The 14,932-nt window shown below is 71.9% G+C and carries 10 protein-coding genes; 4 read left to right on the top strand and 6 right to left on the bottom strand.

Annotation, left to right across the window (positions count from 1 at the left end; translation table 11 throughout):
• Nucleotides 1–25 precede the first annotated feature (25 nt).
• Nucleotides 26–697, bottom strand: a complete 672-nt coding sequence (locus tag ACWEF6_RS14805; RefSeq protein ID WP_449683403.1) for a VC0807 family protein — start codon at nucleotides 695–697, stop codon at nucleotides 26–28.
• A gap of 300 nt (nucleotides 698–997) precedes the next feature.
• On the opposite strand from ACWEF6_RS14805, the gene ACWEF6_RS14800 reads away from it, so the two are divergent.
• From ACWEF6_RS14800 to ACWEF6_RS14790, 3 genes are all read left to right on the top strand, one after another.
• On the top strand, nucleotides 998–2,332 hold the full coding sequence (locus tag ACWEF6_RS14800) for a histidine kinase (RefSeq protein ID WP_449683402.1): 1,335 nt from the start codon (nucleotides 998–1,000) through the stop codon (nucleotides 2,330–2,332).
• Nucleotides 2,333–2,348: 16 nt separating this feature from the next.
• On the top strand, nucleotides 2,349–2,657 hold the full coding sequence (locus ACWEF6_RS14795; protein WP_449683401.1) for a hypothetical protein: 309 nt from the start codon (nucleotides 2,349–2,351) through the stop codon (nucleotides 2,655–2,657).
• 106 nt (nucleotides 2,658–2,763) lie between these two features.
• Nucleotides 2,764–5,175: a beta-glucosidase gene (locus ACWEF6_RS14790; protein ID WP_449683400.1), complete on the top strand. Its 2,412-nt coding sequence runs from the start codon at nucleotides 2,764–2,766 to the stop codon at nucleotides 5,173–5,175.
• A 56-nt stretch (nucleotides 5,176–5,231) separates the two neighbouring features.
• Here ACWEF6_RS14790 and ACWEF6_RS14785 read toward each other — a convergent pair whose 3' ends face one another.
• From ACWEF6_RS14785 to ACWEF6_RS14765, 5 genes are read right to left on the bottom strand one after another with little or no spacing between them, the layout of a single operon-like run.
• Nucleotides 5,232–6,452 carry a cytochrome P450 gene (locus tag ACWEF6_RS14785; protein WP_449683399.1) on the bottom strand — a complete coding sequence of 407 codons (1,221 nt, stop codon included), beginning with the start codon at nucleotides 6,450–6,452 and terminating at the stop codon, nucleotides 5,232–5,234.
• Nucleotides 6,449–8,200, bottom strand: coding sequence for a non-ribosomal peptide synthetase (locus ACWEF6_RS14780; protein WP_449683398.1), 1,752 nt, complete (start codon nucleotides 8,198–8,200; stop codon nucleotides 6,449–6,451). The genes ACWEF6_RS14785 and ACWEF6_RS14780 overlap by 4 nt, the downstream gene beginning before the upstream one ends.
• Nucleotides 8,197–10,956, bottom strand: a complete 2,760-nt coding sequence (locus tag ACWEF6_RS14775; RefSeq protein ID WP_449683397.1) for a condensation domain-containing protein — start codon at nucleotides 10,954–10,956, stop codon at nucleotides 8,197–8,199. Before ACWEF6_RS14775 ends, ACWEF6_RS14780 begins: the two co-directional genes overlap by 4 nt.
• Nucleotides 10,943–12,370: a methyltransferase gene (locus ACWEF6_RS14770; RefSeq protein WP_449683396.1), complete on the bottom strand. Its 1,428-nt coding sequence runs from the start codon at nucleotides 12,368–12,370 to the stop codon at nucleotides 10,943–10,945. Before ACWEF6_RS14770 ends, ACWEF6_RS14775 begins: the two co-directional genes overlap by 14 nt.
• Before the next feature lie 34 nt (nucleotides 12,371–12,404).
• Entirely contained in the window at nucleotides 12,405–13,196 is a 792-nt protein-coding gene (locus ACWEF6_RS14765) for a hypothetical protein (RefSeq protein ID WP_449683395.1), read from the bottom strand.
• Between the two features lie 241 nt (nucleotides 13,197–13,437).
• Between ACWEF6_RS14765 and ACWEF6_RS14760 the strand changes: the two genes are divergently transcribed.
• Entirely contained in the window at nucleotides 13,438–14,928 is a 1,491-nt protein-coding gene (locus tag ACWEF6_RS14760; protein WP_449683394.1) for an FAD-binding oxidoreductase, read from the top strand.
• The last annotated feature ends 4 nt before the right edge of the window (nucleotides 14,929–14,932 follow it).

Genomic DNA, 14,932 nt, shown 5'->3' with positions numbered 1-14,932 from the left:
GATTGCGGTGGACGGCCGGAGGCCCTCAGGCACGCAGGTCGTGCTTGCGGGTGTAGTAGGCCATGAAGCCGATGAGCCCGCCGAGGACCACGATCCACTGCACGGTCGTCACCAGGTTGATGTCGTCGAGCGGCAGCGTGTAGGCGAGCACCACGCGCACGACCGCGTCCACGATCATGCCGATGCCGAAGACGACGGTGAGCAGGCGCAGCCCGTGGCGCATCCGCGGCTCGGTGTCCCAGCGGCGTTCCCACACCTCGGCGCCGGCGCCGCCGCGCTTGGTGCGCGCGATGCTGACTCCGGCGTGCAGGAAGAACGGCTTCTCGAAGAACAGCGTGATCAGCATCCAGATGCCGAACATGGCGGTGAGCCAGCCGTCCTTGGCGAAGAAGAACCGCGCGTCGCCCGAAATCAGCGAAACCGCGGTGCCGATGACCATCATCGTCACCATGAAGAGGCCGAGCCCGTCGATCTTGCGGTAGCGGGCGAAGACGTACACGGTGCGGACCACCGGGACGATGCCACCGATGATCGCGGCGGTCAACAGCGGGACGCCGTTCTGGCGCAGGATGTAGTAGACGGCGAGCGGGACGATCAGGTCGAAGGCCGCGGAAGCGAACAGCGCCAGCCGCGGATTGCGCGGTTCCCCGTGCGACGGCGCGTCGGCCTGCGTGCGTTGGATGCCGGCTTCGTTCATTGCTGCTCCTGGTGGTTCGCGAGTTCGTTCTCTTGCGGAACGCCATTCGCTTGCGTCGTGGCGCTGCTCCGGGGACAACGGTAGTGTCGCGATCCCGGTCGGCGTGAGCCTGTTAGACCGAACATAGGGGTATGGCTTCCTCTACCCCTATGAGTGGGCTTGGCCGATTGTGCGGCCCTCCGGGGCGCGTCCAGACTGGACCGACCTCGAGTGCGAGAGGGCCGGTCCGGCCCCCTGGAGACGATGGGGGACGCGATGAGCCGACCGGGAACACTGTCCCGTGGCGAGTATGATCTGCCGATGTCGACGATTCCGCGGCGCAGCGCCTCGGCCGTCCGGCGGGGTGTCGCCGGAATGGCGCGGCTGGTCGTTTTCGTGCTGTTCGCCGCGGTGCAGGTGTGCGTTCTCACGTTGCCCGCACTGTTCTGGCTGCCGGAATACGTCGCCGCCGCGGGACTCACCGTGCTGGTGGCCATTCCCGCCTGCCGCCTGCTGCCGGTGCTTTCCCGCAAATGCGCGCCGGCCCTCTACGGCCGGGCCGTCGAATCGCCGTACCTGCCGTTGCCGGCGCTGGAACGCACCGAGAACGGCTGGTACTGGAACGGCTACGACTTCCACAAGTTCCGCTGGGTTTCGCTGGCCCAGCGGCGCGGCCGCTGGTTCTTCACCGACCCGGCGACCTGGCGCGACCTGGCCTGGCTGGTGGTCAACCCGTTGACCGGCGGCCTCCTGGCGGCCGTGCCCGTCGCGCTCGCCGGTTTCGGCGCGTTCCTGCTGGTCGCGCCGCTCACCGCGCCGCACCTCCCGGCCGGGGCGTGGTACTTCCCGCTGCCCGTCGACACACCGGCAGGCGTCGCCGCGACGGTCGTCGCCGGGCTGGCGCTGCTCGTGCTGGGGCTGGTGGCCGCGCCCGGCGCGGTCGCCCTGCACGAAGCCTGGACGAGGTGGCTGCTGGCGCCGGACGAGCGGGCGCTGCTGTCGCGGCGGGTGGAGCGGTTGTTCGCCACCCGGGCCGCGGCGATCGACGCCCAGGCCGCCGAGCTGCGGCGGATCGAGCGCGACCTGCACGACGGCGCCCAGGCGCGGCTGATCGCGATCGGCATCTCGCTCGGCACCGCGGAGATGCTGCTCGACACCGACCTCGACGAGGTCCGGCGGCAGCTGGCCGGCGCGCGGGAGCTGTCCGCGGCGGCGCTGCAGGAGCTGCGCGGGCTGGTGCACGGCATCCAGCCGCCGATGCTCGCCGACCGCGGCCTCGGCGCCGCGCTCGAGGACCTGGCGATGGACGCGCCGGTGCCCACCGACGTCGAGGTCGGGCTGGTCGGCCGCCCGGACGCGGCCCTGGAGTCGGCCGTCTACTTCTCGGTGGCCGAACTGCTGGCCAACGCGGCCAAGCACGCGGCCGCCAAGCGCGTACGGGTGAGCGTCACCCACCGGCCGGGCACGCTGCGGGTCGTCGTCGCCGACGACGGCAAGGGCGGCGCCGACTCGAGCCGCGGCACCGGCCTCGCCGGCGTCCAGCGCCGGATCGCGGCCTTCGACGGCGCCCTGGAATGTTCCAGCCCGCCGGGCGGCCCCACCGAAATCACCATCATGATTCCGTACATGCTTCCGTCGGACGGCAATACCGAATAATTTCAGGGGGATCATAATGCGTCGAGCGATTGTGATGTGCCTGTTCGCCGTGGTCACTTCCCTTTCGGTGGCCGGGTGCGATCATCTGATCGATCTGGGGTGTGCGGAACGGTCCTGCCACTTCAACCTCGTCAGCGGGGGAAAGGTGGACCTCGGCGGGCAGGAACTGGCGGTCGAGAAGGTGGACAACAATTCCGTGACCTTCCTGTCCAACGGCATCAGCGTTTCGCTCTTCCAGGGTGTCGATCTCGACTTCCTGGGCTACCACCTGCACCTCGGGGAGATCCGCGGCGGCGAAGCCAGCCTGGACGTCACGCGGAATTAGCGCGGAAACTTCAGGGGTTACGGTCCGTGCAGTAGTCACCTAGGTTGGTCGACGATTGGACCAACTAGCGGCGGGGGCGACCCGTTCGCGGGTTTCTGGGGTGACTATGCGTAATGATCTTCTCCGGGCGCGCCCTCGCGCGGTCGCGGTCGTCCTCGCCGGCGTGCTGCTGACGTCCGGTCTGACGGCCTCCGCCGCGACAGCCGACCCGGCCGCGAAGTTCTCGCCCAGGGTGAAAAGCCTCGTCGGTGAGCTGACCCTCGACGAGAAGCTTTCCCTGGTGCACGGCGGCGACGACCCGAACAGTGTCGGCGAAGCCGGGTACGTGCCCGGCGTGCCCCGTCTCGGGATCCCGTCGCTGCGGCTGGCGGACGGCTCGGCCGGCGTCCGGGTGGACAAGCCGTCGGTCGTGATGCCCGCGCCGGTGGCGCTCGCGTCCACTTTCGACGAGTCGCTCGCCACCCGCTACGGCGCCGGCGTCGGCCGCGAAGCCCGCGCGCTGGGCACCGACGTCCTGCTGTCGCCGATGGTCAACACCATCCGGATTCCCTACGGCGGCCGCAACTTCGAAACGTTCAGCGAAGACCCGCTGCTGACGTCCCGGATGGCCGGCGCCGAAGTCCGCGGCATCGCCGGCCAGGGCACCATCCCGGTCGTCAAGCACCTCGCCGGGAACAACCAGGAGAACGACCGGCAAACGATCGACGTCGTGATGGACGACCAGACGCTGCACGAGGTGGAGCTGCCCGGCTTCGAAGCGGCGATCAAGGCCGGCGCCGGTGCGGTGATGTGCTCGTACAACAACCTCAACGGGCCGTCCGCCTGCGCGAACTCCGACCTGCTGACCGGGATCCTGCGCGAGCAGCTGGCGTTCCAGGGCTGGGTGATGTCGGACTGGCGGATGTCGCTGGCGCCCGGCAGCCTGCCGCTCGGCCTCGACCAGGAGATGCCGGGCGGGACGTACTTCGGTGACCTGCTCAAGGCCGCGCTCACCGCGGGCACCATCCCGCAGTCCGCTTTGGACACCGCCGTCGGGCGCATCCTCAGCCAGCTCGACCGCTTCCACCTGCTGAACGGCCCGGCCCGGCCGGCGCGCGACCTCGCCGGGCTGACGGCCACCGCGCAGGACGTCGCCCAGGCGGGTGCGGTCCTGCTGCGCAACGAAAAGTCGGCGCTGCCGCTGACCACCGCGCGGTCCGGCAAGATCGCGGTGATCGGCTACAACGCGAAGACGCCGAAGCTCAACGGCGGCGGCAGCTCCCACGTGCTCCCGTCCGCGACGCCGGCCGCCCCGCTGGACCTGATCAAGCAGCGCGCGGGCAGCACCACGACCTACACCCCGGGCTACGACCCGGCGGGCGAAGCCGTGCCGGCCGGCGCGCTGGCCCCGGCGTTCACCCAGGGCGGCGGCCTGCCCGCCGGCGCGGAGGGCGTGTTCTACAACGGCACGATCACCGCGCCGAGCGAAGGCGACTACAGCATCCAGCTGCAGTCGACCGGGGGCGGCGGATTTCTCCAGGTGGACGGGACGGCGAGCGGCCTGTTCGGCGACTCGATCGCGGGCGGCTACACCGGGATCACCGTGCACCTGACCGCGGGGCCGCATTCGCTGCTGCTGTACGGGTTCGCGGACTTCGTCAACCCGCTGAAGGTCAATCTGCACTGGATCACCCCGGCCGCGGCCCAGGCGAAGATCGACCAGGCGGTGACGGCGGCCAAGGCGGCCACCACCCCGGTCGTGTTCGCCTACGACGACAGCTCCGAAGGCCTCGACCGGCCGGACCTTGCGCTGCCCGGCTACCAGGACGAGCTGATCGACGCCGTCGCGGCGGCCAACCCGCGCACGGTCGTGGTGCTGAACACCGGCTCCGCCGTGAAGATGCCGTGGCTGGCGAAGACGGCGGCGGTGCTGGAGATGTGGTACCCGGGCCAGAAGGGCGCCGAGGCGACGACGGCGTTGCTGTACGGCGACGCCAGCCCGCAGGGCAAGCTGACCCAGACCTTCCCGGTGGATGAGGCCCACACGCTCGTCAGCGGCAGCGCCGGGCTCTACCCGGGCCAGGACGGCCAGGTGAAGTACACCGAGGGCGTCGACATCGGCTACCGCTGGTACGCGGACAAGAAGATGACCCCGCTGTTCCCGTTCGGCTTCGGTCTTTCGTACACGACGTTCGCCTACAGCGGCCTGTCGGCGGCGAACGCCTCCGACGGCGGTCTCGACGTGAAGGTGACCGTCCGCAACACGGGCACCCGCACGGGCACGGAGGTGGCCCAGGTGTTCGTCGGCCCGAGCCCGCAGGTGACGGCGCCCCAGCCGCCGACGGCCCTGGGCGGCTACGCGAAGGTGACACTGACGGCGGGGGCGTCCCGGACGGTGACGATCCACGTCGACCCCCGCCAGCTGTCCTACTGGGACGTGACGGCGAAGGCGTGGAAGCGCGGCGCGGGCACCCGGGCGGTGCAGGTGGGTTCGTCCTCGACGTCCCTGCCGCTGAGCACCCGCGTCGCGGTGCGCTGAGAGCACGGACGAACGGCCGGCGCCCGGGTGGGGCGCCGGCCGTTTCGCCGTGCTCGTCAGCCGTTCGTCACCGGTAGGTGGCGGAGACCTCGGATGATCGCCGAGCGGCGGCGGTCGGCCGGGCCCGTCTGGTGGAGGTCGGGCAGCCGGGTGGCCAGGACGCGGAACGCGACGTCCGCCTCCAGGCGGGCCAGGGGCGCGCCCAGGCAGTAGTGCGAGCCGCCCGAGAAGGAGAGGTTGTCCGGGGTGGTCGGGCGGGTGAGGTCGAAGTGGTCCGGCAGGGACCACACCCGCGGGTCGCGGTTGCAGCCCGCCGTCAGCACCACCACCGCGGTGTCCGCGGGGATGACCGTGCCGTCGACCTCGACGTCCACTGTGGACACCCGGCTGGACTGCTGGACCGGCGCCTCGAACCGCAGTGACTCCTGCACCGCCTGCGGCGCCAGGTCCGGGTCCGCGACCAGCTTGTCCCACTGCTCACGCTGCTCCAGCATGGTCTTCACGCCGACGCCGATGAGGTTCACCGTCGACTCCGCGCCGGCCAGCGTGAGCAGCTGGCACAGCGACACGAGCTCGTGCGTCGACAGCCGGTCCTCGGCGCGGGCGGTGAGCAGCTTGCTGATCGCGTCGTCGCCCGGGTGGGCCAGGCGCAGCTCCATCAGCTCGGTGAACAGCGCGTCGAGCTCGTCCAGGGACCGCTGGACGTCCGCGATGTGCTCGACGGACGTGATCTCGTCGAAGATCGTGCCGAACTTCGGCCCGTGCTCGAGGTACCGGCTCAAGAACGGCTCGGGGATGTCGAAGATGGCCGCCACGACGGTGACCGGGATGAGGTCGGCGAACGACGTCATCAGGTCGAACTCCCGGCTCGGGCCGGCACGGTCGAGCAGCTCGTGGCAGATCGCGGTCAGCCGGTCGCGGAACCCGGCGATCGCCTTGGGGCTCAGGAACGGCGTGGCCAGCTTCCGCAGCCGCGCGTGGTCGGCGCCGTCGGCCCCGAGCATCGAGTTGTCGAACGTCGTGATCACCGGGCTGATCGGCGTCCCGTCGGACTTGAGGACGCCGAACCGGCGGTCCCGCAGCACCTTCGTGGCCGTCGCGTGGTCGACCGTCGTCCACGCGCCGAGCTCGCTGCGGTGCAACGGCCCCTTCGCGCGAATCCGTTCGTACAGCGGATAGGGATCCTCCGGGCCGCGCAGCAGCAGCGCCAGGGGGTCGCCGAGCTCGCCGAGGGTCCACAGCACCCGCATCTGGGTGGTCATGTCCTGGACCGTCATGACGGCTGCCCGGCGGTGATCAGCCCGGCCACGCCACGCACGGTCGGCGCCTCGAACACCTGCGAGATCCGCAGCTTGACGCCGAGATCGCGGTTGATCCGCGAGCACAGCTGGGCGGCGGAGAGCGAGTTGCCGCCCTGCCGGAAGAACGAGACGTCGGTGGCGATGGACGGCACGCCGATGATCTCGCGCAGGATTCGCGCCACGGCAGCCTCGGTTTCCGACAGCGGCGAGTCCACCTCCGGCGCGGCCGCCATCCGCAGGCGCGCGGCCAGTTCGGCCAGCGCGCGGCGGTCGACCTTCCGGTCCTCCAGCACGGGCAACCGTTCCAGCCGCTGCACCAGCGCGGGCACGAGGTAGCCGGGCAGCCGATCGGCCAGCCGGGTCCGCAGTTCGTCCTCGCCCGGCGTGCCGGTGTAGAACAGGCAGAGGTCTTCGTACGCGCCGTCCGCGCCGGTCAGCGGCACCACCGCGCACGCGCCGACGCCCGGCACGCGCCCGGCGTTCTGCTCGACGTCGTCGAGTTCGATGCGGTGGCCGCGGATTTTGACCTGGCGGTCCGCGCGGCCTTCGAAATGGAGCAGGCCGTCGGCGGTCCAGCGTCCGAGGTCGCCGGTGCGGTAGACGCGCCCCGGTCCGGGAATCGTGACGAACTTCCGCGCGGTCAGCTCGTCGTCCTTGAAGTACCCCAGCGCCAGGCCGCGGCCGCCCAACGCGATTTCGCCGCTCTCGCCGACGTCGCACACGCGGTCGCCGTCGAGGATGTACGCCTGCGTGTTGGGGAAGGGGACGCCGAGCGGCACCTCGGGGCCGTCCTCGGGCCGCACGCGGTGGCAGGTGGCCGCGACGCTGGACTCGACCGGGCCGTACATGTTGTACAGCGGGATGTCCGGGTACGCCTCGAGGAACCGGGCGGCGTGCCGTGCCGAGAGCTTCTCGCCGCCGGTGCCCACGGCGCGGAGGCCGGCGAAGGCGTCGAGGTCGTTGTCGACCATGCTGTGGAACACCGCGGTGGGCGGGAAGATCGTGGTGACGCCGTGGATCGCGATCAGGTCGCGCAGCTTCGTCGCCAGCTCGAGGGTGTCTTCGAGCAGCACCAGGGTGCCGCCGTTGAACAGCACGCCCCAGGAGTCGAGCCCGAAGGCGTCCCACGTCGCGGCCAGGGCCTGCGGCATCACCGCGCCGGAATCCAGCGGGGTGAACAGCCAGTCGTCGAACAGCCGGACGTTGCCGCGGTGCGCGGTGACCACGCCCTTCGGCGTCCCGGTGGTCCCGGAGGTGAAGAAGACCGCGCAGGGGTCGTCGGCGCCGACGTCGACCGCGGCCGGCCGGGCGCCGAGGATCGGCTGCGCCGGCGGTGACCACACCGACGGCCACGAGGTCCCGCGCTCGGCGGCGACCACCGGCCCGCCGAGGTGCTCGATCAGCTCGGACAGCCGGCTCGACGGCCACCGCAGGTCGAGTGCGGCGTAGGCGGCACCGCACTTGAGCACCGCCAGCAGCGTCGCGAACAGCTCGGGGGAGCGGGGCAGCAGCACCGGCACGATCGAGCCGCGCTCGACGCCGCGGGCGTGCAGTTCGGCCGCGTAAGCGTCGGCGAGTTCCGCCAGCTCCCGGTAGGTGACGTCCCGGCCGAGGTGGTGCAGCGCGGTGCGGCCGGGCCACCGCGAGGCACACCACTCGAACAGGCCGTGCATGGTTTCGGCCCGCCCGAACGGGGTCGGGGCCGGGTTGACGGACGGGGTCATCGGGTGCTCCCGGTGATCAGCTCGGCCAGCGCGGCCGGCGTCGGGTGGGCGAAGGCGGCGGACAGCTTCAGCCGGACCCCGGTCTGCTTCTGGATCCGCTGGACGAGCTGGGCGGCCAGCAGCGAATGCCCGCCGCCGGCGAAGAAGTTCGAGTCCTCGGTGACGTCGTCGCGCTTGAGCAGGTGCCGGAACATCGCCATGACGGCCTCGGTCGTGGCGTCCGGCACGGACTTCGCCGGGGCCTCCGCCGGTGGCCCGGCCGCGGCGGCCAGCTCGGCGACCGCCGCCCGGTCCACCTCGAGCGCGGCCGTCTCGGGCAGCGCGTCGACCCGCAGGTACCAGGCCGGCCGTGCCGCGGGTGGCAGCACCGCCTCGGCGTGCCGGGCCAGGTCGGCGGCGAACTGCGGTTTGTCGGGCGCCTGCACGACGGCGACCAGGTCTTCCGCGCCGGGCCGCAGGGTGACCGCGGCCGCGACGACGTCGGTGTGCGCGGTCAGCGCGTCCTCGACCGTGGCCAGGTCGACGCGGGTGCCACCGAACGTCACCTGCCGGTCCAGGGGGCCGTGGACGTGCAGGGACCCGTCGGTGCGCCAGTGCGCGAGGACGCCGGTGGCGGTGCCCAGCTTCAGTTCGCCCCGCACGCCCAGGGGCAGCCGCCGCCCGTCCGGGGCGACGACGTCGGCATCGAGGCCCGCGACCGGCTCGCCGTCGGCGAGCACCCAGCGGCCGCCGAAGGAAAACACCGTGTGGACGTCGGCCTCGAGGGCGCGCAGGGTGCGGACGAGCGGGCCGGGCGCGGGTTCGGCGCCGATCAGCGCGGTGCGGCCGCCGACCGCGGAACCGAGCTGCTCGACGACCCGGGACCAGACGGCCGGGGTGGCGTGCACGACGCCGACGTCGTGCCGGGTGAGCAGGCCGGCCAGCAGGTGGCCGTCCGTGCGGGCCGCGTCCGGCGCCACGACCAGCGGCACGCCGTTGGCCAGGGCCAGGAGCGGTTCCTCGAAGGCGGCCGAAAGCCACAGCACCGGCCGGGAACCCACCGAGACCGCGCGGACGGAGTCGGCGAGTTCCCGGTGGGTCACGCCGGGGAGCGCCACGCTGTCCGGGGACACGGCCGCAGCGTCGGGGTCGACGGCCACCGTGACGGCGTAGGAGATTTCTTCGGCGCCCAGCACCGATTTCGCCGCGGAGACATCCGTGGTGACGGTGGCGCCGGCCAGCCAGCTGCCGAGGATCGCGGCCGCGAGGTCCGGGCCGCGCGGGGCGGTCACGGCGACGACGTCACCCGGCCCCGTCCCGGCGTCGGCCAGCAAGGTCGTGACCGCCGAAGCGGCGCGCCAGAGATCCCGGTAGGACGTCGTGCCTTCGCCGGTCACGATCGCGGGCGCGCCGGGGTTTTCCGAGACGTGGCGGGCGATCGCGGTGAGGACGGTCTCCGCCCCGGCAGGCTCGCCGGGGGTGTCGAGGACCGCGTGGTCGGTGGCACCCCAGCCGTCCAGTTCGCGCAGCGGCCGGTCCGGCGCGCTCGCCGCCGCGACGAGCAGGGCGTCGTAGCGCTCCAGCAGGAGCTCGACCTCGCCGCGGTCGAGCACCTCGGCGCCGTAGACCGCCTTGACGCGGCTCTCCTCCGCCGAAGGCAGGATGACGAACTCGAGGTCGAACTTGCTGTGCCCAGGATCGATTTCGACGACCTCGGCGGGGGCGCCGCCGAGGCTCGTGGCCGCTCGTCCGCCGAAGGGCAGGTAGTTGAACACGTGCCGGAACATGGTGGTGCGCCAGGACGAACCGGCGCGCTCGACCTCCGGCAGCAGGACGTCCATCGGCACGTCCGCGTGCGCGATGGCCTCGAAGAACAGGTCCCGCACCCGGCGGCTGAACAGCCGGAACGTCTCGGCCGGATCGATCCGCACGCGCAGCGGGACGATGTTGACGTGGTAGCCGATCGCGCGCTGGGCCTGCTGGCTGCGGACGTTCACCGGGAAGCCGACGGCGAGGTCGGGCCCGGCGCCGTGAGCGTGCAGCAGCAGGTAGTAGGCGGCCAGCAGGACGACGACGTCGGGCGCCTTGAGGTCCTTCTGCAGCGCGGTGACGACGTCCTTGGCCGCGGCGGAGAACGGGCGGACGAGCTGCTCGCCGCGCAGGGTCGGCTGGGCGCTTTCCTGGCCGCCGCACCACAGCCCGGGCCCGCCCGCGTCGAAGTCGCGTAGGTGCTCGCGCCAGAAGGCGAGGCTTTCCGGCTTCGGCTCGGATTCGGGCCAGAGCGGGACGGGCGGGCCGGCGTCCGGGAGGTCCCCGGCGAGCACCGCGTCGTAGGCGGCGGCGAGCTCCTCCAGGAAGATGGACATCGACGTGCCGTCGAAGATGAGGTGGTGCACGGCCACGCCGACCGAGTCGTGCTCGGCGCCGTGGTACAGGCCGACGCGCAGCAAGGGCGATCCGTCCAAAGTGAACGGCCGGGTGATCAGTTCCCGCAGCCCGGCCTCGACGTCCGTGCCCTCCGCACCTTCGAGGCGGAGCGGGAAGGACGCGAGCACCGACTTGGTGAGCCGCGTGTCGCCGGCGTGGAACACCGTCCGCAGCGCGTCGTACCGGCGCACCAGCTGCGCGACGGCCTCCTGGAGGACGGCCCGGTCCAGCCGGCCCGCCACCCGCAGCGCCACGCCCGGCACATTGTTGACGCCTTCGCCGGGCACCAGCCGTTCGAGCAGCCAGAGCCCTTCTTCCTTGCGGGTGGCCGGAATCTCAGCGGTCGGCATGTCCGGTCCCTACGGGGAGGTCTTCGACGGTGACGAAGGCGTGCGGAACGGCCTCGGCGGGCAGCCGCGCGGCCAGGTACGCGCGCAGTTCGGCGACGAACGTGCTCGTCTTCGCCGCGCGCGAGGGGGCGTTCGCGTAGGCGGTGAACGGCAGCCCGGGCATGGCGGCCGAAGCGGGCACGGTCACCGGCTCGCCGTCGCGGGTGTAGACGACGTCGACCAGGCCGGAGCCGCCGGCCGACCAGGTCACCGCGGCCTGGTAGCCCCGCCGCCGCCCGATCTCGTGGAGGTCTTCCGGGTCCGGCGCGGTCACCGCGACCGGCGTGCTGCCGGTGTCGAGCTTCGCCAGCGCGGCCAGCTCCCGCGCGACCCGGCCGTTCGGCACGCCGGTGATCCGCGCGGACGGCGGCCGGACGTCGCTCAGCAGGGTCTCCAGCGCGGCCGGGTCCCAGGCCTGCGTGTGCGCGGGTTCGACGGTCTCCGCGGGTTCCTTGCGCAGCACGGCGTCGTAGCGGTGCCGGCTCAGCTCGTTGTGGTGGCGGGCCCGCTTCAGCCGGACGTCGGCCGCGGCGATCCCGGGCAGCGTGGCGGCCAGCGCCGGGAAGAAGTCCGGGTCGACCAGCAGTTCCTTCTCTTCGAGAACGCTGTTCTCGACCAGCTCCCGGGCGGTGTCCGGGGCCGCGGCCACCTCCTCGGCCAGCACCGCGGCGCGGAAGGCGCGCAGCAGCCGCAGGTTCCGCACGTCGCCGACGAACACCGCGCCGCCGGGCGCGATCAGCGCGGCGGCCTGGCGCAGGACGTCGGCGAGGTAGCCGATGCCGGGGAAGTACTGGACGACGGAGTTGATCACCACCGTGTCGAAGTGGTTCGCGGGGAGCCCGGAGAAGTCGTCGGCCTCACGGCTGTGCAGCGTCACGTGGGCCAGCGCGGGGTCGGCGGCGACCTGGCCGGTGAGCGTCTCGATCACGGTCGGGGAGAAGTCCGTGGCCACGTACTCTTCGCACGACGGTGCGAGCTTGGCCATCAGCAGGCCGGTGCCGACGCCGATCTCCAGCACCCGGCGGGGCCGCAGCGACCTGATCCGCTCGACGGTCGCGTCCCGCCACTCCCGCATCTGCGCGAGCTCGATCGGCAGCCCGGTGTAGGTGCTGTGCCAGCCCACGAAGTTCTCCCCGAGCCCACCGGACTCGGGGAGTTCGCCGTACACCCACTCGTAGATGAGCTGCCACTCCTCGACGCGCGCGCGGTCGTCGCCGGCTTCGGCGACCGGGTCCCGCGGCACGACGTGGGCGACGAGCCGCCCGGTCCCGGGTTCGCGGGTGACCCGGGCCCGCGCGACACCGGGGTGCCCGGCGAGCGCGGCTTCGGCTTGGCTTTCCGTGCCGGTGCCCAGACCGGTCGGTGACGTCGGCATCAGCTCTCCTGCTTGGTCTCTCCGAAAGGGGCGGTCAGGGGAGCAGGCCGCGGACGGCCTGCGCGACCTCCGGCTGGCTGAGCAGCCCGGAGTGGTCGATGTCGAACCGGAGCTCGCGGGCGCCGATCTCCAGCGCGCCGGGCAGTTCGGCGGAGCGGATCACGGCGACGCCGTCGAGGTCGCCGGGGACGGTGACCTGGGAGGCGGCCACCAGGTAGGTCAGGTAGCTGCTGAACCAGGAGACGAGCTCGTCGGCGCGGTCGGCGTCCAGCTCGACCCGTTCGAACGCGGTGGTGCCGACCTCGCGGTAGAGCCGCACGAACTCCTTCGTGAGCGTCTCGAGGTCGTCGTGGGTGCGCTGGGCGGCCTCGCCGGCGGCGTGCGCGTCCCGCACCTCGTCTTCGGTGAGGACCGCGGCGAGCGCGTCCACCACGCGGAAGAAGCCGTAGTGCAGCACGGTGAACCCGGTCGCGGCGGTCGGGTCGAACAGGACCACCCGCGGCTTCGCCTGCCAGGTCGCGATGCGCTCGGCGATGGCGAGCGCGAACACGCTGGACGCGCAGTAGCCGAACACCGCCTTGACCTCGGCGCCGCTCGCCCGCAGCTCGGCGGTCCACCGGTCGAGGTAGTCGTCGCCGGTCATGCCGGTCTCGTCGCCGATGGCGGGCGGCAGGCTCTCCCAGATCCCGTACGGGGTCTCGAGGTGCTTCGCGAGCTCGGCGAACCCCGCCTCCGGACGCCCGGTGACCGTGAAATCAACCGTGATGATTACTTCCTTGTCGTCCGCATTCTCGTCGATCGGGTGCCATGAATGGAGTTCGGCCACGATTGTCCGCCTTTTGGGTGCGAGCAGAATAAAGATTTCCGCAGTCTGAAGCTAGCAGCGGCCGATCGGGCCGGTAACCCCTAACGCGCCCCTAAGCAACGCCAGGTCAAGCCGTGGTTCCGGGCGGTTAGGGGTTGGAGTGGCCGTCGGCGCCGCCGTAGTGTTCGGCCACGATGACGACGGGTGGGATGCCCATTTCCGGCGTCGCCGAAATGGCCGAAGTGAAGAATGAGGGCGATCGATGGGTGCGGTGACCGTTCTGCCGGACGACGCCCGGTACGCCGATCTCGTGCGCGGGGTCAACCAGCGCTGGGTCGGCAAGCCCGACTACGTCCGCGTGCCCACTTCCACCGAAGAGGTGGTGGACGCGGTGGGCACGGCGGTGCGCGAGGGACGGCGGATCGCGGTCCGCAGCGGCGGTCACTGCGTCGAGGCGATGGTCGGCGCGCCGGACGTCCAGGTGGTCCTCGACCTGTCCGAACTGAACCGGATCGGTTTCGACGCGGAACGGGACGCCTTCTTCGTCGAGCCCGGTGTCACCGTCGGCCAGGCCTACCGGACGCTCTACAAGCGCTGGGGCGTCACGATCCCCGCCGGATCCTGCCCGAGCGTCGGCCTCGGCGGGCACATCGCGGGGGGCGGGTACGGCCCGCTGTCGCGGAAGTTCGGGTACGTCTCCGACCACCTACATGCGGTCGAGGTGGTGGTCGTCGACGCCGACGGCACCGCCCGCGCGGTGGTTGCGACCAGCGACCCGGGCGACGAGAACCACGACCTCTGGTGGGCGCACACCGGCGGGGGCGGCGGCAACTTCGGAGTCGTGACGCGCTACTGGCTGCGGATCCCCGGCGCGACCGGCGCCCCCGCGGCACTCCTGCCCACCCCGCCCGCGCGGCTGCTGGTGCAGCAGGACGTCTGGGTCTGGGACATGCTCGACGAACCCGCGTTCACGCGGCTGCTGCGCAACCACGGCGAGTGGTACGAGCGCCACAGCGACCCCGGCTCCCCGTACGAAGACCTCTACAGCGGCCTGTGGTGCGGGACACGCGCGTCCCAGTTCGTCGCCATGTCGACACAGATCGACAGTGCCGCCCCGAACGCGGCCGGCCTGCTCGACGACTACGTCGCCGCGGTCCACCGCGACCTCGGCGTCGCGCCGGCGCTGAGCAGCCGCCAGGAGCTGCCGTGGCTGCACGCGACGTCGTGGGGCGGCATCGCCGACAGCGGCGACCACACGCTGAGCTTCAAGATCAAGGCCGCGGACCTGCGGAAACGCTGTACCGACGAGCAAGCCGCGAAGCTGTATGCGCACCTGCTGCGCGAGGACTACGGCAACCACCGCGCCGGCGTGATGTTCGTCGGCTGCGGCGGGCGGATGAACGCGTTGTCGCCCACCGACACGGCCATCGCCCAGCGGGACAGCATCCTCAAGCTCGTCTACTCCACCCACTGGGACGCCTCCGAGCAGGCCGAACCGCACCTGGCGTGGCTGCGCGAGTTCTACGCCGACGTCTACGCCGGGACCGGCGGGGTGCCGGTGCCGGACGAGCACACCAACGGGTCCTACGTGAACAACCCGGACTTCGACGTCCAGGACGAGCGGTGGAACGCCTCCGGGCTGGCCTGGCACGAGCTCTACCACCAGCACAACTACCCGCGGCTGCAAGCGGTCAAGGCGCGGTGGGACCCGGGCGACGTGTTCCGGAACCCGTTCTCCGTGCGGCTCCCCTGAGCCC

This window comes from Amycolatopsis sp. NPDC004772, from assembly GCF_053601215.1.
Note: the sequence above shows the minus strand (reverse complement) of the source record. Positions and strands in the feature narration are given on the sequence as shown.

Excerpts from the sequence above, each read along its gene's own strand:
- ACWEF6_RS14790 (WP_449683400.1), top strand. The coding sequence starts at position 2,764 with ATGCGTAATGATCTTCTCCGGGCGCGCCCTCGCGCGGTCGCGGTCGTC.
- ACWEF6_RS14775 (WP_449683397.1), bottom strand. The coding sequence starts at position 10,956 with ATGCCGACCGCTGAGATTCCGGCCACCCGCAAGGAAGAAGGGCTCTGG.
- ACWEF6_RS14780 (WP_449683398.1), bottom strand. The coding sequence starts at position 8,200 with ATGACCCCGTCCGTCAACCCGGCCCCGACCCCGTTCGGGCGGGCCGAA.
- ACWEF6_RS14785 (WP_449683399.1), bottom strand. The coding sequence starts at position 6,452 with ATGACGGTCCAGGACATGACCACCCAGATGCGGGTGCTGTGGACCCTC.
- ACWEF6_RS14795 (WP_449683401.1), top strand. The coding sequence starts at position 2,349 with ATGCGTCGAGCGATTGTGATGTGCCTGTTCGCCGTGGTCACTTCCCTT.
- ACWEF6_RS14805 (WP_449683403.1), bottom strand. The coding sequence starts at position 697 with ATGAACGAAGCCGGCATCCAACGCACGCAGGCCGACGCGCCGTCGCAC.
- ACWEF6_RS14760 (WP_449683394.1), top strand. The coding sequence starts at position 13,438 with ATGGGTGCGGTGACCGTTCTGCCGGACGACGCCCGGTACGCCGATCTC.
- ACWEF6_RS14770 (WP_449683396.1), bottom strand. The coding sequence starts at position 12,370 with ATGCCGACGTCACCGACCGGTCTGGGCACCGGCACGGAAAGCCAAGCC.
- ACWEF6_RS14800 (WP_449683402.1), top strand. The coding sequence starts at position 998 with ATGTCGACGATTCCGCGGCGCAGCGCCTCGGCCGTCCGGCGGGGTGTC.